The sequence below is a fragment of the Arthrobacter bussei genome, assembly GCF_009377195.2.
GTDB classification, from domain to species: Bacteria; Actinomycetota; Actinomycetes; order Actinomycetales; family Micrococcaceae; genus Arthrobacter_D; species Arthrobacter_D bussei.
Genome location: NZ_VJXX01000006.1, coordinates 1 through 19977, shown reverse-complemented (window position 1 = coordinate 19977; position 19977 = coordinate 1). Strand labels below are relative to the sequence as shown.

The window sequence follows — 19977 nt, the reverse complement described above, 5'->3', positions numbered from 1 at the left end:
AAGGGAGCTGATCTTCCCCCCGAACCGAGAGGACGAGTGCATGTCAGAGAAGCCGAGCGACGACGACCGCATCCACAACGAAGCACCTGCCGAGGGCGACCCGGACGCCGATACGGCGGACATCCGCGTGCATCCCGAGGAGCCCGCCGAGGGCGCGGACACCGACGAGAAGACCGGCGGGGGCAGCTAGGGGCTCCGACGACGAACAGCAGATGGAGGAAGCGCCGGTCATCGACCGGCGCTTCCTCCATCTGTGGCCGGAGCTGCAGCCGTCAGGCCCGCTGTGCTCCGCCCTGGGCAGCCGCGCCCGGAACCCTGCTGTCAGCGGGTCCCGACGACGATCTCGCCGAACGGGATCTCCTTGGACGTCTCGGCGCCGCGGTCGACAGCCTGGTCGCTGATGAGGATGCCGTGCTTGCCCTCAGCGACGGACTGCTTCATGACCATCAGCACGGTCTCGGCGAAGCCCTCGTCCTGGGCCTCGAGGAAGCGGATGTAGGCGGGCGGGAAATTCTCGGGAACTGTCAGCATGTCCTCCACGCTACCCGCCGCCACCCACGAGTGCCGAGGCAATTTCAAGCCCCTCCGAGGACGAACCGACCCTTCTCACCGATCGGACGGAGTGATAGACCATAAGTGTCCTTAGTATTTCCGGCGCTCGGCCGCCGGCCCGATACCGACACGACAGGGGACCTTCGTGACGCACGTACTCAAAGACCATGCCCATCTGTTCGAACTGCCCGGTCCCTGGACCACCATCTATGTGGACGGCAGCACCGGGACAGTGGACGGCCTGGCGAACGACGAGATCCTTCCACGCAGCATCGCCCAGGAGATGAAGGCTGCGGGAGCACCTCCCGAGGACATCGACGCCGCCGTCGCCGCACTCGGCACGACGGCGAAAGGACTGCCGGACCCGGTGACGCGCTACCTCCTCGTCAACGGCGGGAAAGCCGTCGTCAACGAGTTCCTGCCCGGCGACCTCGTCGGCCTCACAGTGACCGCCACCGGCCCCGTACCCGATCTCACGCCCCTCGTCCGCCACACCCCCGAGGACTTCGCCTACCTGGTGGCGGAGGTGGGGCACCACGGCGGCGAGATCTATCTGCGGTATGCCGACGGCGACGAGCAGCACATCACCTCCGGGGCCCCCACGTCCGAGGTGGAGGGTGACACGATGCACACCCGCAAGCTGGGGAGCGGAGGCTGGGGGCATCGCCGCATGCAGCAGCATGCGGAGAAGGTCTGGAAGATGAACTCCCGTGAGGTCGCCGCCGAGATCGACCGGATCGCCGCGGAGCACGATGCACAGTTGATCGTGGTGGCCGGTGACATCCGGGCACGCCAACTGGTGGCCGACGAGGTGTCGCAGGAGTCCGCCGCGAAACTCGGCGTCATCGACAGCAACACCCGCGCGGACGGAGCCGATGAGGAGACATTCCTGGAGCAGGTCCAGCAGCTCGTGGCACGCACCATGGCGGATCGCCAGCACTCGCTCCTCGAACGCCTCGCCGAGAAGGAGGGCCAGGGGACACGGACGTCCGCCGTCGGCCGTGGGGCCGTGATCACGGCCCTGCAGCAGGCGCAGGTCGAAGCCCTCCTCCTCGAGACCACGGCCTGGGACGGCGAGACCCTCCTCGCGCTCGACGCAGCACCCTGGGTCGCGACCTCCGAGGCCGACACCGCCGGAGCGGGCGTGCTGGGCGAGGTGCCGGCGGTCGCCGGGCTCCTCCGGGCCGCCGCGCTCACCGATGCGCAGGTGACGATGTACCCGTCCGGCGCGCTCGAGGAGAAGCCCATCGCCGCGCTCCTGCGCTGGCCCACCGGACCCGCCGCACCGACAGCGGCCTGACACCATGGCGGATACTTCCGCACAGAGGGCCGGGACGGAGACGTCCGGGTCGGTCGCCGACCTCGTGGTGCGCCGGCTCGAGGACTGGCACGTCGACAGGATCTTCGGCTACAGCGGAGACGGTATCAATCCCCTGCTCGGCGCACTGCGCCGGGCAGGGGGCCCCGCCTTCGTCCAGGCCCGCCACGAGGAGGCGGCCGCCTTCATGGCTGTGGCGCACGCGAAGTACACCGGCCGGGTGGGCGTCGTCACCGCGACGCAGGGACCGGGGGCGGTGCATCTGCTCAACGGCCTGTACGACGCCCGGATGGACAGCGCCCCCGTCGTCGCACTGGTCGGCCAGCAGAGCCGCACCGTCCTCGGCTCGGCCTACCAGCAGGAGATTGACCTGCCCAGCCTGTTCAAGGACGTCGCCTCGGACTTCCTCCAGCAGGTCACGGACGCCGAGCAGCTGCCCATGGTCCTCGACCGTGCGTTCAAGGCCGCGCTCGCCAACCGGTCACCCGCCGTCGTGATCCTGCCGCACGACCTCCAGCAGGAGGCAGCACCGTCCACGCCGCACGAGCACGGCGTGGTCCCGTCGTCGCCGGTGTGGTCCCTCGGGTGCGTCTCGCCGCGCGAGGCGGACCTGCTCGACGCCGCCGCGGTCCTGAACGCCGGCCGGAAGATCGCCCTCCTGGTGGGGCAGGGCGCCGCGCACGCTCAGCAGGAGGTGGTCGCCGTCGCCGAACGCCTCGCAGCGGGCATCACCACGAGCCTCCTCGGCAAGCCCTTCGTCGACGAGTCGCTCCCGTTCGCGACCGGCACGATGGGCCATCTCGGCACCACGGCGAGCGCGCACCTCATGGACACGTGCGACACGCTGCTCATCATCGGCTCCAACGACCCCTGGACGGAGTACTACCCGGCTCCGGGGCAGGCACGCGCGGTTCAGATCGACATCGACCCGAAGGCGATCGGGAACCGTTACCCCGTGGAGGTGGCACTCCACGGGGACGCGGCCGAGACACTCGGGGCCCTGCTGATCCTCCTGCACGGCCAGCAGGACCACTCCTACCGTGCCGAGGTCGAGGAGCAGGTGGAGAGGTGGCACCGGATAGCGCTGGAACGTGCCCTGACCCCCGCCCGGCCCGTCAACCCCGAGCGCGTCGTCCGCGAACTCAGCGATGCACTGCCCGGCGATGCGCAGGTGGCGGTCGACGTCGGCAGCTGCGTCTACTGGTACGCGCGCCAGCTGCGCCTCCCCCGCGGCGTGCCCGCACATCTGTCGAGCACCCTCGGCTGCATGGGTGCGGGCATGCCCTACGGCATCGCCGCGAAGCTCGCACGCCCCGAGCGCCCCGTTGTCGTGCTCCTCGGCGACGGGGCACTGCAGATGGCGGGGCTCGCCGAACTCGTCACCGTCGCGCGGTTGTGGCGCGGCTGGGCGGACCCGCGCTTCGTCGTCTGCGTGCTCTCGAACCGGGATCTCTCGGAGGTCTCGTGGGAACAGCGCGAGATGGAAGCTGAACCCCGCTTCGAGGACAGCCAGGCCCTGCCCGCGGTCGACGCTGCCGCCCACGCGAAGCTGCTGGGACTCGACGGCGTGCGGGTCGACGATCCGGAGGACCTCGCTGACGCGTGGCAACGGGCCTTCACCGCGGACCGGCCCTACGTCATCGACGTCGTGACGGATCCGGACGTCCCCCTGCTGCCGCCGTTCCCGGCGGGCGCGTCGAAGCTCGCGTCCATGCACCGGGCGGTCGATGCCGAGCCCGGCGGCGGCGCCGCTGCCCTCCTCCGTCGATACGCCGAGATCGAGGGCGGAGCGGACAATTACTAAGGTTGCTGTGCATCAGCGGCTTGGGTAGCGTCGGGAGCGGACGTGGGGACCCGGCAGGGCATCCACGCTGCTCGAAACGACCAGAGCCCGCTGTGAGGAGAACCCCATGACCGATGTCGCCAGCCAGCCGCCCGCCGAGGGCGATGACCGTGCCGTCCTGACGAACCGCCAGGGCCACCAGGTCTACGACAACCAGAACTCCCGCACGGTGGGCGCGCGGGGCCCCGCCACCCTCGAGAACTACCACTTCCTCGAGAAGATCAGCCACTTCGACCGCGAGCGCATCCCGGAGCGTGTGGTCCACGCCCGCGGCGCCGTCGCCTACGGTGCGTTCGAGGCCACCGGCCGGTGGGGTGACGAGCCGATCGCCTCGTACACCCGCGCGAAGCTCTTCTCCGAGCCCGGCAAGAAGACCGACGTCGCCATCCGCTTCTCCACCGTCATCGGTGGCCGTGACTCCTCGGAAGCCGCGCGGGACCCCCGCGGGTTCGCCGTCAAGTTCTACACGGAGGACGGCAACTGGGACCTGGTGGGGAACAACCTCGCGGTGTTCTTCATCCGTGACGCCATCAAGTTCCCGGACGTCATCCACTCCCTGAAGCCGGACCCCATCACCTTCCGGCAGGAGCCGGGCCGCATCTTCGACTTCATGTCGCAGACCCCGGAGTCCATGCACATGCTCGTCAACCTCTTCAGCCCGCGCGGCATCCCGGCGGACTACCGCCACATGCAGGGATTCGGCGTCAACACGTACAAGTGGGTGGACGCCAGGGGCGGGACGAAGCTCGTGAAGTACACCTGGCAGCCGCACCAGGGGGTGCAGAGCCTCACCGAGGAGGACGCCGCCAACATCCAGGCGACCGATCTCGGGCATGCGTCGAAAGACCTCTACGAGGCCATCGAGCGCGGCGACTACCCGAAGTGGGACTTGTACGTCCAGCTCATGGACGACGGCGACCACCCGGAACTCGACTTCGACCCGCTCGACGACACCAAGACCTGGCCCGAGCAGGATTTCGAGCCGAAGCTCGTGGGCACCATGACGCTCAACCGGAACGTGGCCGATCACCACAACGAGAACGAGCAGCTGTCCTTCGGCACCGGCGTGCTGGTCGACGGACTCGACTTCTCCGACGACAAGATGCTGGTGGGGCGGACCTTCAGCTACAGCGACGCCCAGCGTTACCGCGTGGGACCGAACTACCTGCAGCTGCCCGTGAACTCGGCGAGGAATGCAGCGGCGCACACGAATCAGCGCGGCGGCCAGATGTCCTACGGGACGGATCTCGCGCCCGGCCAGAATCCGCACGTCACCTACGAGCCTTCGATCACCGGTGGACTCCGCGAGGGCGAGTACCCCACGCACGACGACCAGGGCCCCGAGATCACCGGTCGGCTGACGCGCAAGCGGATCCCGCTGACCAACGACTACCTGCAGGCCGGTCAGCGCTACCAGCTGCTCGAGCAGTGGGAGAAGGATGACCTGGTCGGCAACTTCGTGACCCTGATCGGGCAGGCCGCGCGCGCCGTGCAGGAACGCATGGTGTGGCACTTCCACCTGGTGGACGATGAACTGGGTGCCCGTGTCGGAGAAGGGCTCGGCATCGGCCTGGACGAGGTGAAGGACCTGCCTCCGCTCGCGAACCAGACCCTCTCGGAGGACGAACTCGCCCGCCTGAAGAACCTCGGGAACAACGGGCCCCGTGACGTCACGGGGCTGACCATGACACATTGCGTCCCGAACGAGCACGTGGTGGTGAGCCGCTGACCGTCGTCAGTGACACAGGTGGACACCGCGGAGGGAGGCGTCGCCCCATCCCGCCGGCGCCTCCCCTGCTGCTGCGCGGGCGGGTGGTGCGGGACCGCAGCGGCGAGGCGATCCGGGGGCGGGCGGCCCGCCCTCAGCGTCGTCGGGCGGCCCCGCCGGGGATGCGCCGCAGCCGGGGGAACCAGCGCCACCCCCCGGTCACGCCGGTGGAGCGACGATCCGGATGGAACACATTGCCGTCCGAGACGGGGGCCGCGTCCCGCGTGAGCGCGAGGGCAGGGTAGGCGCGGGCCACGACGGCCTGGTAGGCCGAGGGGGCCAGGGCGCGGGCGTGGACGAACAGCGACTGCACCCGACCCACCTGGGTCAGCCGGCGTGGTGCGTGCGAGACCCGCACGATCGCCCGTGCCACCCGGAAGGGATCGGTGACCGGCGGAAGCGGCCGGACCGCCCGGCCGGTATGGTTCGCGGCGTGCTGGTGGATCGGCGTGTCGATGGTTGCGGGGAGGACGGCGCAGACATGGATGTCAGGTGCGCTCGCCAGTTCCATCCGCAGCACCTCGAGGAAGCCGAGCAGGCCGAACTTGCTGGTGACGTAGGGGCTGACGAGCGGTGACGTGATCCTCGAGTAGATGGAGGCCACCGAGACCAGCACCCCGCGCTCCTGGCGCCGGAAGACGCGCAGCGCCGCCCGCGCCCCGTACACCTGTCCGGAGAGGTTGACGGACAGGAGCCGGTCGAAGACATCGGGCGGTGTCTGCTCGAACGTGCCGAAGCTGTACAGGGAGGCATTACCCACCCAGACGTCGATTCCGCCGAACCGCTCGACGGCGGCGTCGGCAAGGCGGTCGACCTCCTCGGCGGAGGAGACGTCCGTGCGGAGGGTGATCGCCGTCGCCCCCAGGGCGCGACACTCTGCCGCGACGTCCTCGAGCGTCGAGGCGTCACGCCCGGCGAGGACCAGCCGGGCATCCTCCTCCGCGAACAGCCGGGCTGTTGCCCGCCCGATCCCGCTCGATGCACCGGTGATGACCACGCGCAGCGTATCCGTCATGAATCTTCCCTCCCGATGGTCGGCTCAGTGGCCGCGCCGATCCTTGTCCGTCGGCACATCGGGGTCCAGTGCGTCGGCCTCCTGGCTGTGATGGGTGACCTTCTCACGCAGTCCGTGGGCGTCGGCCTGTCGCTCCTGCGCCTGCTGCCGCAGCCGTTCCGCCTCGACCTCGGCGCGCTGCGCCTCGGCCTCCGCCATCGACGCCTTGGCCTCGCGCTCACGGGCGTCCAATTCCGTGGCCTTCGCCTGCTCGCGCATCTCGGCCGCCCTGTGGCGGTCCTTGTCCTGCTGCCGCTTCCGCTGGGCATGCCCCCGCTTCCGCGCCAGAACGGCGACGACGGCGATGACCGCCAGAAGGACCACGATCGCGACGATGATCCATACCACTTGTCCTGTTTCCATCACTGTCTCCTGCCTCGTGGCGGTGACGGTTCACCGCGCCGACCTAGCCTCCGAAACCGCCGAGACCCGGGATCTTGCCCAGCAGGTCCGTCGGGTTGATGCCGAACCTGGCGAGCAGGTCCGCGTGCTGTTCCGGGTCCACCTGATCCGGCAGATCGGACTGTGCCTGATCGGCGTGGTCGTCCTTGCCCTGGCTCTTCAGCAGGTCGATGATCTGCTGCCTGTCGATCCGCATGGTCTGCCTCCTCGTGGTCCGGACCGTGATTAGTAAGCGTGCTTACGGAAGCATGCCATAGGGTCACCGGCTTGTCACGGGTGCCTTACTGCCGGATTCCGCGGCAGACTTGGCACCATGGTCCTCCGCCTGACGCTCCTCGCCGACACCCACCTGCCGAAGCGGGCCAAGGTGCTGCCCGACGAGGTGTGGGACGCCGTCGGCTCGGCCGACGTCGTCGTCCATGCAGGGGACTGGACCGGGACGGGGCTGCTGGACGAACTGGAGGAGGGGGCCCGACGACTCATCGCCTGCTACGGCAACAACGACGGCGCGGACCTGCGCTCGCGCCTCCCCCTCGTCGCCCGGGCGGAGCTCGAGGGCGTGCGGCTCGCCGTCGTCCATGAGACCGGCCAGAGCCAGGGCCGGGAAGCCCGCATGGCGGCGCTCCATCCGGACACCGATGTCCTGGTGTTCGGCCACAGCCACATCCCGTGGGACACCACGGCGCCGGGCGGTCTCCGGCTCCTCAACCCGGGCTCGCCCACCGACCGCCGTCGCCAACCGTTCTGCACCTACATGACCGCCGTCGTCGATGACGGCGCAGTCAGCGTGACGACGCACCGCCTGCCGCCGCGCTAACGCGCCGCACCCCTGCTGTCCACCTTTTCGACCGTTGCGATCTGCGCCCACCGCAGCTGTTCGGCAGGTCGACCGCCCGCCTACGGTGTCTGGGTGAGCACGACGAGACCCACCCGACCGACTCCGACCGGCCGCCGCTCGACCATCGGCTGGATCCTGATGCTCGGCGCCCTCGCCGCCCTGCCCGCGATCTCCACGGACGTCTACCTTCCGTCCCTGCCGGCGGTCGCCGAGGACCTCCAGGCCTCACAGGCGGCCACCCAGTTCACGATGTCCGGCATGCTCATCGGGGCCGGAGTGGGCCAGCTCGTGATCGGGCCCTTCTCCGACCGCTACGGCCGCCGGCTGCCCCTGCTGATCGGCATCTCGCTGCACGTCGTCACCTCGCTGCTGTGCTCCATCACGCCTGACATCGGCACCCTGATCTGGCTCAGGGTGGCCCAGGGGTTCTTCAACGCTGCCGCCTCGGTGGTGGCGATCGCCGTCATCCGCGACCGGTTCGTCGGATCGGAGGCAGCTCGCCTGCTCTCACGGCTGATGCTGGTGATCGGCGTCGCACCGCTCTTCGCGCCCACCCTGGGCCAGGCGATCGCCGGAGCATGGCAGTGGCGCGCCGTCTTCTACGCCCTCGCCCTGATCAGACTGCTCCTCGTCGTCGTCGTGTGGCGCTTCATGCCTGAATCGCTGCCCCCCGAGCAACGCCGCCCGGGTGATCCACGACAGGTGGCGGGCGGCTACGCGGCCCTGCTGCGTGACCGGCACTTCATGGCCCTCGCCGTGATCCCCGGGCTCGGCCTCGCCGTCATCATGAGCTATGTCGTCGGATCACCGTTCGTGTTCCAGGACCGGTACGGCCTCAGCCAGGGGCAGTTCGCGGCGGTCTTCGCCATCAACGGCGCGGCGATCGTCGGGTCCGCGCAGTTGAACGCCGCCCTCGTGCGGCGCGCGGCCCCGGTCCGTGTCCTGCGCATCGCCGTGGTCGTCCAGGTGTGCTGCGCCCTCGTCCTGCTCTGCATCGTGCTGACAGGCTTCGGCGGGATCGTCGGCCTCGTCGCCGGCCTGTGGCTGGTCCTCGGCACACAGGGCATGATCCCGGCCAACGCCTCCGTGCTCGCGCTGCACCACTACGGTCACATGGCGGGAACGGCGGCGGCGGTCATCGGCGCCCTGCAGTCCGGCGTGGCCGGTCTCGTCAGCCCCTTCGTCGGCCTGCTCGGCGGAGGCCCGGTGGCGATGGTGTGCGTGATGCTCGCCGCAGCGGCCCTCACACTGCTGGTCCTGGCCACCGGCACCCCGGCCTACCGCGCAGGCGGGTGGCGGGAACGGGACGGCATGGAACCCGGGCCCACGACGACGGCCACCGGGACCGAGGAGCGCGAGGCCGAGCAGGTCCAGGCGCAGGGCCCCGACCAGCGCAGCTGATCCCACCTCTGCCGTCAGGTATCCACCGCCGGGGGTACCGACCTGACAGTCCGGCGCCACTCTGGGACAATGGAGCACCCGCGACGAAGCGACGCCCGCTGTCCGATGACGAGAGGAGCATGATGACTGTCCTGCAGATCGCCCTCCTCGTCGCCGCCGGTGCGGCCGTGTGGCTGCTCGCCACCGTCGTCATCGTCGTCTGGGTCATGGGTATGAGCCGCAACGCCGCCGTGGACGAGGAGAAGTTCCGGCGGGACCTCGGCGACGCGAGGCGCAGGACCGCGCGCCGGTCGGTGGAGAAGACCGACAGGACACCGGCCTGACGTCTGTCGTCCGGATCGGCAACGGATTACACTGGGCTCTTGCGGGCCCGGACGGGTCCCTCGGGAACGACAGGAGGTGGGTCATGGAGAACGTCACTGTCGGCGTGTCGACCACCGCCCCCACCCCCCTCGTCGTCACCTCCCCGGTTCCTGCGCCCCAGCCCTGAGGCGAGCCGCGCCCGGGAGGCTTCCCTGGAGGACCTCCGTTGAACCCTCTTCAGCAGTACGGCTACACGGACCGTGTCGCCCGTCTCTTCTCCCTCCATCCCCCGACCACAGCTGCACCGGCCGCCTCTCCCGCCCGGGTGGTCCGCGCGGACCGCACGCGACTGCTCCTGGCCACTGAACAGGGCCTGCTCCGGGTGCGGTCGCACGAGGTCCTCGTGACCGGCGACTGGGTCGCGGTCACCGGCGGGGAGGATCCGCGCATCGTCGGCGTCCTTCCGCGCTGGGCGGTCCTGCAGCGCAAACGCGCCCACGATCCGCTCCCGGAGGCGCAACTGCTCGGCGCCAATGTCGATCTGGTGGGCGTCGTCGTCCCGTTGGACCGGGCGCTGTCGGTGAACCGTCTGGAACGGACGCTGGTCGCAGCCCGGGATTCTGGCGCCGTCCCCCTCGTGGTGCTCACCAAGGCCGACCTCAGCTCCCGCTTCGATGCCGTCGTCGCGGACACGGTGGAACGTGCGCGGGGTGTGGAGGTCTTCACCACGTCTGCCGAGGAGGGGGACGGCCTCGATGACCTGCGAGCCCGCGTCGGTGCGGGGCAGACACTCGCCCTCCTCGGGCCATCGGGTGCCGGCAAGTCGAGCCTCGTCAATGCGCTCATCGGCCGGAATATGCAGGACACGGGTCGGGTCCGGGCGGGTGACGGCCGCGGCAGGCACACCACGACGGCGAGGGAGCTCGTACCGATCGGCGACGGCGCCGTCCTCATGGACACACCGGGGCTCCGGGGGTTCGCCCTCTGGGACGCGGAGGACGGCCTGGCCGCGGTCTTCGGCGAGATCGAGGACCTGTTCGCCTCCTGCAGGTTCCGTGACTGTGCGCATGACGCCGAGCCCGGCTGCGCCGTCCAGCTCGCCCTCCTGTCCGGGGCACTCGGGGAGCGGCGGTGGCGGAGCTACCGGAAGATGCAGCGTGAACTGGAGAGCCTCCACCGCCGGCAGAACCCGCCCGAGCGACGGTCCCATGACCGGTCCCCCAAGCGTGCAGTCCGCGACGCCGTGCGGGGCAAGGAGCACCGGCAGGGCTGGGGGTGAGAGCCGGCGGCGTTCCGCGCATCGGTCACGTTCACGGGAGGAACAGCAGGAGAGTGGATGGAGCCTCCTGTCGGATTCGAACCGACGACCCCCGCTTTACAAGAGCGGTGCTCTGGCCAACTGAGCTAAGGAGGCGAACTGGCCGGGCCAGCGGGCGCCGTCGCCCCTGGCTGGAGGGCAGTCGAGCGCTCAATAAGGGTAGCCCAGGCCCGCCACCGCCGGAAATCAGCTGCGGGCGTCCAGTTCCTCCTGAACCGTCGTCTCGAAGTCCTCGACGGCGTTCGGGACCGCGGCACCGTTGACGAACACCGTCGGCGTGCCGCCGACAGCTGCCGCCTGAGCCGCAGCCGTGGCGAACGCCGCCCATGGGCGGAAGGTCCCCTCCTCCACGCACGCGGAGATGTCCCCCGCGCCTGCGTCCGCGGCGAGCGCCACGAGGCCGTCGTCGTCGAGCTCTCCCTGCTCGTAGTGTGCGAACAGGCGCTGGTTGACGTCGAAGTACGCCTCGGGTGCGGAGTCGGCCACACAGGCGACGGCGTTCGCGGCGCGGGAGGAGTACTCGGTACTGCTGTTGCGGTCGAGGTAGGCCACGGTGCGGTACTCGAACGTGATCTCGCCGGCGTCCAGCCACGAGAGGATCTGCTCGGAATGTCGTTCCTCGAAGTCCGCGCAGTGCACGCAGTTGATGTCGACGTACGCCACCACCTGCAGGGGGCCGTTGGTGACGGAGGTGATGCCCTCCGGGACTGTTCCCTCCGCTGCGGGCTCGGCGGGAAGGGTCGCGACGTCCACCATGTCGGTCCCCGTCGGCGCCGTGTCGGTGCTGGACAGGAGCGTGATGCCACCCTGGGCGTTGCCGCCCTGGGGCGCCGGCCCGGCGTCGGGGATCCGGCCGCGCACAGTGTTGATGACCACCACCGCGATGAGGGCGACGACGATCAGTCCCGCGACCACGACACCCCACTTCGCGAGCATCCCGTTGCGGCGGTCCTTCCGCTGCTGCTCCTCGGCGGCCACCCGCTCCCGCTCACGGGTCGCGGCGGTGCGCTGGGCTTTGGTCGGCTTGTGTCTGGGTGCGGGCGCCATCGGTCCTCTTCGTCGGTGTGCTGGGAGGCCATGCTATCGACCGCACCTGAGCGGTTCCGCCCAGCTCACGTCCCCGGCCGACTCCTGCCCGACCCGATAGAGTCGGGCGGGAGATCCCCCTTCTGCGATGGAGCCAGTTTTGAGCGCAGCACAACCGTCCACGACACCCGGCGTGAAGCCCTCTTTCCCGACCGACGGCCGGTTCGGGGACTTCGACTTCATCGTCGTCTCGAACAGGCTCGCCGTGGATCGCGTGGTGGACGAGCACGGGGAAAGCTCCTGGCGCCGCTCCCCCGGGGGTCTGGTGACGGCTCTGGCGCCCGTCATGGCGAAGGCCGACGGCGCCTGGGTGGGCTGGCACGGTGCGTCCGACGAGACGCTCGAGCCCTTCGACGAGGCGAACATGCGCCTCGTGCCCGTGCCGCTCAGCGCCGAGGAGGTCGAGCTCTACTACGAGGGCTTCTCGAACGCGACGCTCTGGCCGCTCTACCACGACGTCATCGCCTCGCCGGAGTTCCACCGCACCTGGTGGGACTCCTACCGGAAGGTGAACGAGCGCTTCGCTGCGGCGACGGCGTCCGTCGCGGCCGAGGGCGCCACCGTCTGGGTCCAGGACTACCAGCTGCAGCTCGTACCCAAGATGCTGAGGCAGGCCCGGCCGGACCTCAAGATCGGCTTCTTCAACCACATCCCGTTCCCGCCGCTCGAGATCTACGCTCAGCTCCCGTGGCGCCGACAGGTGATCGAGGGTCTCCTCGGCGCCGACCTCATCGGCTTCCAGCGTCCCAGCGACGCGAGCAACTTCCTGCGGTGCGTGCGCCGCTTCAAGGGCCACACCATCAAGGCCCAGCAGGTACAGGTCCCCGAGGGCGACGACGGCACCCCCGCCTACGTCTCCCGCGCGGAGGCGTTCCCCATCTCGATCGACACGGCGTCGATCACGGAACTCGCGCAGCGCCCCGACGTGATCGAACGCTCCCGCGAGATCCGGCGCGAGCTCGGCGACCCGCAGCACATCCTCCTCGGCGTGGACCGCCTCGACTACACGAAGGGCATCGGCCATCGGCTGAAGGCGTACGGCGAGCTGCTCGAGGACGGCGCGATCACGGTCGAGGACGCCGCACTCATCCAGGTCGCGAGCCCCAGCCGCGAGCGGGTGGAGCAGTACCGTCTCCTCCGCGAGGACATCGAGGGCGCCGTCGGCCGCATCAACGGCACGCACGACACCATGAAGAACACCGCCATCCGCTACCTGCACCACAGCTATCCCGTCGAGGAGATGGTGGCCCTGTACCTCGCCGCCGACGTCATGCTGGTGACCGCCCTGCGGGACGGCATGAACCTCGTCGCCAAGGAATACGTGGCGGCACGCACGAACAACACCGGCATGCTGGTGCTCAGCGAATTCGCGGGCGCCGCGGACACGCTCCGCCAGGCCATCCTCGTGAATCCGCACGACATCGACGGCCTGAAGAGCGCCATCGTCACGGCGATCTCCATGCCGAAGACGGAGGCGATGCGGCGCATGCGGCTGATGCGCCGCCAGGTGGTCCACAACGACGTCGAACGCTGGTCGCAGGCCTTCCTCAACGCCCTGCACACGGGAAGTGCGGGCCATGGCGCTTGAACCGGAGCTGCTCTCCGCCCTCGCGTCGCTCGCCGCCACGCCCCGGCTCCTCGTCGCCCTCGACTTCGACGGGACCCTCGCACCCTTGGTCGAGCGGGCCGAGGACGCACGCGCCCTCCCGGCGTCGGCCGCTGCGCTGCGAGCGCTGGCCGGCCTGCCTGGCACGACGACGGCACTGATCTCGGGCCGCGCCCTCGACAGCCTGCGCGTGGTGGCAGAACCGCCCGAGGACATGCTGCTGATCGGCAGCCACGGGGCGGAGACCTGGACGGGGCCCGACGGCGCTGCCCTCGCCCTGACCGCGGATCAGGCCGAGCTTCTCGCCCGGGCCGTCGACGTCGTCGAACACACCGTCGCAACGCATCCGGGTACCCGCATCGAGTTCAAGCCCGCCGGGGTCGTCCTCCATACGAGAACAGCGGCCGACGACGTCGCCGATGCTGCCGTGGCAGCTGCGCGTGCCGGCCTCGCGCCGCTCGGGGACATCAGCGTCACCGACGGCAAGCGCGTGCTCGAGGTCTCCGTCATCAGAGCGGACAAGGGCCAGGGCCTGGCTCTTCTCCGGGAGACCACGGGGGCGACCGCACTCCTGTTCGCCGGCGACGACGTCACGGACGAGCACGCCCAACGCACCCTCCGCCCGGGCGACGTTGGCATCAGGATCGGTCCGGGCCGGACGTCCGCGCCCTTCACCGTCGCGACGCCCGAGGACTTCTCCCAGGTGCTCGAGGAACTGGTGTCCTTGCGCACATCCCGTGCGCCGACCCGCTGAACGTGTCATACTGCTCCCAGCGTGACCAACGTCACCGGTACTGCTGGCGGGTCACGCACCACAACTGAATACTCTTCCATTCACTACGGATCGTCGGGCACGTACCTGCCCGTGAAAAGGAAACACCACCATGGCAACGGTAACGTTTGACCAGGCCACGCGCCTGTACCCGGGCACAGAGAAGCCCGCTGTCGACAAGCTGGACATCGACATCGCCGACGGCGAATTCCTCGTCCTTGTCGGCCCCTCCGGTTGCGGGAAGTCCACCTCGCTGCGCATGCTCGCCGGCCTCGAGGACGTGAACTCCGGACGCATCCTCATCGGCGACCGCGACGTCACCGACGTCCCCCCGAAGGATCGCGACATCGCGATGGTCTTCCAGAACTACGCGCTCTACCCCCACATGTCGGTCGCCGACAACATGGGCTTCGCCCTGAAGATCGCGGGCGTCTCCAAGGAGGAGCGTGCCGAGCGCGTCCGCGAGGCCGCCAAGCTCCTCGACCTCGAGGACTACCTGGACCGCAAGCCGAAGGCACTCTCCGGTGGCCAGCGGCAGCGTGTCGCCATGGGCCGCGCCATCGTGCGTAACCCGCAGGTGTTCCTCATGGACGAGCCCCTCTCCAACCTCGACGCCAAGCTCCGTGTGCAGACCCGCACGCAGATCGCGTCGCTCACACGCCGCCTCGGCGTCACCACGGTCTACGTCACGCACGACCAGGTCGAGGCCATGACCATGGGTGACCGCGTCGCCGTGCTGAAGGACGGCATCCTGCAGCAGGTCGACACCCCGCGCAACCTCTACGAGCGTCCCAAGAACGTGTTCGTGGCCGGCTTCATCGGCTCTCCCGCGATGAACCTCCTCGAACTGCCCGTGGCCGACGGCGGCGTCATCTTCGGCGGCATCGTCTACCCGGTCCCCGGCAGCGTCCTGGACGCCGCGGCCGGAAACACCGTCACGCTGGGTGTCCGCCCCGAGGACCTCGTGGTGTCCGCGACCGGTGAGGGGCTGCCCGTCGAGGTCGACGTCGTCGAGGAACTCGGCGCCGACGCCTACATCTACGGGCACACCACGCTCGACGGCAAGAACCACGACATGGTCGTGCGCGTCGACGGTCGCCGCCCGCCGATGAAGGGTGACAGCGTGTTCGTCCGCCCCGAGCAGGGACACGTACACCTGTTCGACACGAGCAGCGGCCTCCGCCTGGCCGAGACGGTCTAGTCCCTCCGCGGACCAGCAACCACGTACGACGACGGTGGCGTCCGCCGGGTACCCTCTGGGGCTCGGCGGACGCCATCGTCGCGTCGGTGGCAACTACGCTTGACGCAGGCCCCTTCCCGCCCCGACCCGGAGGCAACACCATGAGCGAGACCTCGAACGCCCAATGGCATGACGAGCCGACCGACTACGAGCAGGCCGGCAAGCTCCCGAGGCTCCGCCCGGCGTCGTCGGAGAGCCCGAGCCTCGGGTCACTCAACATCACGGCCGCTGCCACGGATCCCGAACTGCTCGACCTGCCCTGGCACATCGCCCTGGAGCAGTGGCCCGCCAGTGCACTGGCAGCCCTTCCCCGAGGGATCTCCCGGCACATCGTGCGCTTCGCACACCTGGGGGGATCGGTGATAGCCGTCAAGGAGACGAGCGAGCACATCGCCCGGCACGAGTACCACATGCTGCGGAAGCTGCAGCGGCTGGATGTTCCCTGCGTGGAGCCCGTCGCCGTCATCTCCGGCCGGACCACTCCCGACGGCGACGAACTCGATCCCGTCCTCGTCACACGGCACCTGAAGTTCTCGCTTCCCTACCGCGCACTGTTCTCCCAGACGCTTCGCCGCGATACCCTCACGCGCCTCATCGACGCCCAGGCGCTCCTCCTCGTCCGTCTGCACCTCATCGGCTTCTACTGGGGGGACGTCTCCCTGTCCAACACCCTGTTCCGCCGCGACGCGGGATCCTTCGCCGCGTATCTGGTCGACGCGGAGACCGGCGAACTGTATCCCGAACTGTCGACGGGTCAGCGCGAATACGACCTCGAGATCGCCCGCGTGAACATCGCCGGTGAGCTGATGGACCTCGCCGAGGGCGGGCTGATCGAGGAGAAGGTGGATCCGCTGGCGACGAGCGAGCTGATCATGGACAGCTACCGCCGCCTGTGGACCGAGCTCACCGAGAAGGAGTCCTTCGAGCTCGGGGAGCGCTGGCGCGTGGGTGCCCGCATCCGGCGCCTCAACGAGCTCGGCTTCGACGTCGAGGAGTACGCCATCAAGACGGCCGTCAACGGGACGCAGATCCAGCTCCAGCCCAAGGTCGTGGACGCCGGGCACCACAGTCGCCGGCTGCTGCGGCTGACCGGCCTCGATGCACAGGAGAACCAGGCGCGGCGGTTGCTCAACGACATGGACGCCTACCGGGCGGACAACAATCCGACCCTCGACGAGGAGTTCAGCGCCCACCTCTGGGTCAACGAGGTCTTCGAGCCGATCGTCCGGGCGGTCCCGCGGGAGCTGGGCGGGAAGCTCGAGCCCGCGGAGGTGGTGCACGAGGTCCTGGAGCACCGCTGGTACATGTCGGAGCGCGAGGACCGCAATGTCCCGATGGCGGAGGCCGTGCAGTCCTACCTCGACGACGAGCTACGGCACCGTCGTGACGAGGCGGAGATCATGCTGACCGCCGACGCGCGCACCATCGGCATCGATGAGGACTCCGAGTACGGGGACAACTAGGCTGCAACGACGAAGGGCCGGCAGCCATCGGCTGCCGGCCCTTCATCACTCTTCGTCAGGGGCAGCTGGTGGACTGACCCTGGATGGTGACGGGTGTACCTGAGGGCTGGCCCTGGCACGCGTCGAGAAGCTGCTGTGTCAGCTCGGCCGTGAAGCTGGCAATGACGATGATCAGGATCGTACCGATGATCGTGAAGAGGATGCCGATGATGATGCCGGCGAGGGCGAACCCGTTGCCCATCTTGGCCCTCCGTGACTTCACGAACGCCACGATGCTGATGATCAGTCCCACCGGCGCGATCAGGATCGCGAGGATGAAGCCCACGATGCCGAGAGTCCTGCCCGGGTTCTCGGTGACCTGCCCCTGGTAGCCCTGCTGCCCCGGGTAGTTGTTCCCGCCCTGCTGGCCGTAGGGCGACTGTCCCTGCTGCTGCCCGTAGGCAGTGGGACTCTGTTCACCGTACTGCGGTGCGTTCTGACCGTACTGCGGCTGGTTCTGGCCGTACTGCGGCTGGTTCTGCTGACCGTAGGGCGAACTACCCTGCGATCCTGGATTGTTGTCAGACATGCTGCTCCCCGTGGCGCGATGAAAATGACGGTGTGTTCCGCCAATTTCCTGAACAGTATCACCGCGTCCCGGCGTCTCTCCGGAAGCCCGAGGCAACGATCAGGAGACGATCGCCTTTCCCGGATTCAGGATATCGAGGGGATCGAAGACCCGCTTGATCTCTGCCTGCAGCGCGAGGATCTTCGGCGCCTGCTCCCAGGCGAGCCACCGTCGCTTGTACTGTCCCACGCCGTGCTCCCCCGTGATCGTGCCGCCCAGGTCCAACGCGCAGCGGACCGATTCATCCAGCGCCGACTCCAGCCGTTCCTGCGCCTGAGGCCCCTCCCGTCGTTCCACCCAGAAGGTGGGATGCAGGTTGCCGTCCCCGGCGTGCGCCACGACCTTCAGCTGCACCTGATGACGTGATGCCATCGCCTCCAGTGCGGCCACGTAGCCGACCAGCTGCGACTTGGGGACGGCGACGTCCTCCCCCACCCTGTACAGGTCGTCGACCTCGTCGCCACGGCTGTGCCGCCGGAGATCGATCAACCGGTCCGCTTCCTCGGAACCCTCGTCGCTCACGCGGGCACCCAGCCCGAGAAGCACTGCGCGGATCTGCTCGGCTTCCGCGGCCGCCCCGTACCCGTCCGTCCTCGCGAGGAGCAGGGAACCCCCACGACGGCGGAGGTCGGAACCGTGGGCGCCGTCGAGCGCCTCGAGAGTGTTGCCGTCGAGGAGTTCCAGGATCGCAGGCTGCACCCTGGCTCGTCCGATGGCTAGCACCCCGGCCGCAGCGCTCGTGAAGTCCTCGAAGAAGGCCGCCACGGTGTGGACGGACGTCGGCAGGTACCGGAGCCGGACGGTGATACCGACGATCACCCCGAGCGTTCCTTCGGAGCCCGTCATCAAGGCCGTCAGATCGTAGCCTGCCACGCCCTTGAACGTCCGGTGCCCGGTTCTCACCAGCGTCCCGTCCGCCAGCACGACGTCGAGTGCGAGGACCGAGTCACGCGTCACCCCGTACTTGGCGCATCGCAGGCCACCGGCGTTGGTGGCGACATTCCCGCCGATCGTCGACCACCGATAGCTGGCGGGATCCGGCGCATACATTAGACCATGACCGGCTACGGCATCGTTCAAGGCGGCGTTGACGACGCCCGGTTCGACGACGGCGGTCTCGTCATCGGGATTGATCTCGAGGATGCGCGTCATGAGCTCCAGCGAAAGGATGACACTCCCTGTCGTCGCATGGGCGCCGCCTGACACGCCCGACCCGGCTCCACGGCTGATGACCGGAACCCTGTGGCGAGTGGCCCACCGCAGCACCTCCTGCACGTCGGCCACGGATCCTGCCCGGACCACCGCGACGGGAAGGGCCGGCTCGAGCACCGGCCCCTGATCGCGCGAGTAGCTCGTCAGATCGGCGGCAGATGTGGACACGCGACCGGGCAGAATGTCCTCGAGATCCCGCAGCGCGGATGCATCGATCATGATCCCCCCATGAAGCGGCGGTACCGCGCCAGGGCTTCGGGCCAGAACTGGCGGTAGAAGTCGTAGAGATCATGCGGATCGGCGCTCGTCCATCCACTGTGGGTCAGGCCCAGCGTCGTCTCGACAGGCCCATTCCCCTCCGCCTGGTCGACGACCCCAGCTCCGCCGGACCCGGATGTGCCTTCAGCGGCTGCCTCGATACGCGCCCTATGGAGGACACCGGCGTCCTCCCTCACACCCAGGCGAAGGTCCGTGATCGTCGTCGAGCCGGCAGCGCGCCATCTGAGCAGCATCCACTGCCCGGAAGCACTGTCCGTCACCTCGCCCCAGACGTTCTCATCATCCTCAGCTGACGTCTCCACGAGCGCGTTGTCCTCGAGGTCGAAGAAGCTGTCGGTTCCCCACCGGCTCAACAGATCCGCCGGCCACCAGAGGTGCAGGTGCTCGACGAGTCCCGCCCAGGCGTGGTCGGCGGAGGCGGGCACAGAGACAGTCGCCTGGATGTCCGGACGGTCCGAGGGCGCATCGCCGTCGGCGGAGGCGTGCGAGAACAATCCACTCATGCCCCGACCCTACCGCCGCTCGCCCACCTCGACAGCACCTTCCCGCGGCACAGCATCGCCCGGGAGGGAGCGAGTGCCGTATCCTGCCCGGCTCGGCGGCATTGGCATGCGTGCTTGGCCGGCCGTGGGCCTTTGGGCCTGGCCGTGTTGGTGCTGGCCGGCCTCGTGGCCTGCCCGGGTTGACCCGGGCTGGTGCTGGCCGCGCTGGCGGTGCCGCCCGGCGGCGGTGCCGGGCCTGGCTGGTGGGTTGGCCTTTGGCGCGTGGTGGCTGGCGGTGGGGTGGGGGGTGGGGTTGTGGGGTTAATGGGGTGAGGCCCCGCACCTGGTGGTGTGGGGCCTCAGCCTGTGAAGTGTTGTCCGGCGGTGTCCTACTCTCCCACACTCTCTCGGGTGCAGTACCATCGGCGCTGTG

20 protein-coding genes and 1 tRNA gene are annotated in these 19977 nt (G+C 69.2%); 12 read left to right on the top strand and 9 right to left on the bottom strand.

What is annotated here, in order from left to right; translation table 11 throughout:
- The first annotated feature begins 40 nt into the window (after positions 1 to 40).
- Complete coding sequence (locus FNH21_RS14575) at positions 41 to 190, top strand: hypothetical protein (protein ID WP_191932024.1); 150 nt, start codon at positions 41 to 43, stop codon at positions 188 to 190.
- A gap of 131 nt (positions 191 to 321) precedes the next feature.
- On the opposite strand, the gene FNH21_RS14570 is transcribed toward FNH21_RS14575, so the two are convergent.
- Positions 322 to 531: a hypothetical protein gene (locus FNH21_RS14570; RefSeq protein WP_055769480.1), complete on the bottom strand. Its 210-nt coding sequence runs from the start codon at positions 529 to 531 to the stop codon at positions 322 to 324.
- A gap of 166 nt (positions 532 to 697) precedes the next feature.
- On the opposite strand from FNH21_RS14570, the gene FNH21_RS14565 reads away from it, so the two are divergent.
- From FNH21_RS14565 to FNH21_RS14555, 3 genes are all read left to right on the top strand, one after another.
- Positions 698 to 1852 (top strand): baeRF2 domain-containing protein, encoded by a 1155-nt coding sequence (locus FNH21_RS14565; RefSeq protein WP_191932023.1) that lies wholly within the window; start codon positions 698 to 700, stop codon positions 1850 to 1852.
- Between the two features lie 4 nt (positions 1853 to 1856).
- Complete coding sequence (locus tag FNH21_RS14560; protein WP_152816809.1) at positions 1857 to 3674, top strand: thiamine pyrophosphate-requiring protein; 1818 nt, start codon at positions 1857 to 1859, stop codon at positions 3672 to 3674.
- Positions 3675 to 3780: 106 nt separating this feature from the next.
- Positions 3781 to 5442: a catalase gene (locus FNH21_RS14555; RefSeq protein ID WP_152816808.1), complete on the top strand. Its 1662-nt coding sequence runs from the start codon at positions 3781 to 3783 to the stop codon at positions 5440 to 5442.
- Between the two features lie 133 nt (positions 5443 to 5575).
- Here FNH21_RS14555 and FNH21_RS14550 read toward each other — a convergent pair whose 3' ends face one another.
- Genes FNH21_RS14550 through FNH21_RS14540 form a run of 3 tightly spaced genes read right to left on the bottom strand, consistent with a single transcriptional unit; the run spans position 5576 to position 7133 of the window.
- Positions 5576 to 6496, bottom strand: a complete 921-nt coding sequence (locus tag FNH21_RS14550; RefSeq protein WP_152816807.1) for an SDR family NAD(P)-dependent oxidoreductase — start codon at positions 6494 to 6496, stop codon at positions 5576 to 5578.
- A gap of 24 nt (positions 6497 to 6520) precedes the next feature.
- Complete coding sequence (locus FNH21_RS14545) at positions 6521 to 6898, bottom strand: SPFH domain-containing protein (RefSeq protein WP_152816806.1); 378 nt, start codon at positions 6896 to 6898, stop codon at positions 6521 to 6523.
- A gap of 43 nt (positions 6899 to 6941) precedes the next feature.
- Positions 6942 to 7133, bottom strand: a complete 192-nt coding sequence (locus FNH21_RS14540; protein ID WP_152816805.1) for a hypothetical protein — start codon at positions 7131 to 7133, stop codon at positions 6942 to 6944.
- Positions 7134 to 7250: 117 nt separating this feature from the next.
- Here FNH21_RS14540 and FNH21_RS14535 point away from each other — a divergent pair, with 117 nt between their 5' ends.
- From FNH21_RS14535 to rsgA, 4 genes are all read left to right on the top strand, one after another.
- Entirely contained in the window at positions 7251 to 7754 is a 504-nt protein-coding gene (locus FNH21_RS14535) for a metallophosphoesterase family protein (RefSeq protein WP_152816804.1), read from the top strand.
- Between the two features lie 93 nt (positions 7755 to 7847).
- The gene (locus tag FNH21_RS14530; protein WP_338403299.1) at positions 7848 to 9176 is read left to right on the top strand and encodes a multidrug effflux MFS transporter; all 1329 of its coding nucleotides are present in this window, start codon (positions 7848 to 7850) and stop codon (positions 9174 to 9176) included.
- A gap of 122 nt (positions 9177 to 9298) precedes the next feature.
- Complete coding sequence (locus FNH21_RS14525; protein ID WP_206687064.1) at positions 9299 to 9499, top strand: hypothetical protein; 201 nt, start codon at positions 9299 to 9301, stop codon at positions 9497 to 9499.
- A gap of 206 nt (positions 9500 to 9705) precedes the next feature.
- Entirely contained in the window at positions 9706 to 10758 is a 1053-nt protein-coding gene (gene rsgA / locus FNH21_RS14520) for a ribosome small subunit-dependent GTPase A (protein ID WP_152816802.1), read from the top strand.
- Positions 10759 to 10816: 58 nt separating this feature from the next.
- Here the strand turns inward: rsgA and FNH21_RS14515 are convergent.
- Positions 10817 to 10893, bottom strand: a tRNA-Thr gene (locus FNH21_RS14515).
- A gap of 90 nt (positions 10894 to 10983) precedes the next feature.
- Positions 10984 to 11844, bottom strand: a complete 861-nt coding sequence (locus FNH21_RS14510) for a DsbA family protein (RefSeq protein ID WP_241743289.1) — start codon at positions 11842 to 11844, stop codon at positions 10984 to 10986.
- A 127-nt stretch (positions 11845 to 11971) separates the two neighbouring features.
- Here FNH21_RS14510 and FNH21_RS14505 point away from each other — a divergent pair, with 127 nt between their 5' ends.
- From FNH21_RS14505 to FNH21_RS14490, 4 genes are all read left to right on the top strand, one after another.
- Positions 11972 to 13471 (top strand): alpha,alpha-trehalose-phosphate synthase (UDP-forming), encoded by a 1500-nt coding sequence (locus FNH21_RS14505; RefSeq protein WP_152816801.1) that lies wholly within the window; start codon positions 11972 to 11974, stop codon positions 13469 to 13471.
- The gene (gene otsB / locus FNH21_RS14500; protein WP_152816800.1) at positions 13461 to 14243 is read left to right on the top strand and encodes a trehalose-phosphatase; all 783 of its coding nucleotides are present in this window, start codon (positions 13461 to 13463) and stop codon (positions 14241 to 14243) included. The genes FNH21_RS14505 and otsB overlap by 11 nt, the downstream gene beginning before the upstream one ends.
- Positions 14244 to 14373: 130 nt before the next feature.
- A complete protein-coding gene (locus FNH21_RS14495; protein ID WP_055769448.1) occupies positions 14374 to 15462 on the top strand; it encodes an ABC transporter ATP-binding protein in 1089 nt (362 codons plus the stop codon).
- A 140-nt stretch (positions 15463 to 15602) separates the two neighbouring features.
- The gene (locus tag FNH21_RS14490; protein WP_152816799.1) at positions 15603 to 16964 is read left to right on the top strand and encodes a DUF4032 domain-containing protein; all 1362 of its coding nucleotides are present in this window, start codon (positions 15603 to 15605) and stop codon (positions 16962 to 16964) included.
- Between the two features lie 55 nt (positions 16965 to 17019).
- Here FNH21_RS14490 and FNH21_RS14485 read toward each other — a convergent pair whose 3' ends face one another.
- From FNH21_RS14485 to FNH21_RS14475, 3 genes are all read right to left on the bottom strand, one after another.
- Complete coding sequence (locus FNH21_RS14485) at positions 17020 to 17532, bottom strand: DUF4190 domain-containing protein (RefSeq protein ID WP_152816798.1); 513 nt, start codon at positions 17530 to 17532, stop codon at positions 17020 to 17022.
- A gap of 99 nt (positions 17533 to 17631) precedes the next feature.
- The gene (locus FNH21_RS14480; RefSeq protein WP_152816797.1) at positions 17632 to 19002 is read right to left on the bottom strand and encodes an FAD-binding oxidoreductase; all 1371 of its coding nucleotides are present in this window, start codon (positions 19000 to 19002) and stop codon (positions 17632 to 17634) included.
- A complete protein-coding gene (locus FNH21_RS14475; RefSeq protein ID WP_152816796.1) occupies positions 18999 to 19565 on the bottom strand; it encodes an SRPBCC family protein in 567 nt (188 codons plus the stop codon). Before FNH21_RS14475 ends, FNH21_RS14480 begins: the two co-directional genes overlap by 4 nt.
- Between the last annotated feature and the right edge of the window lie 412 nt (positions 19566 to 19977).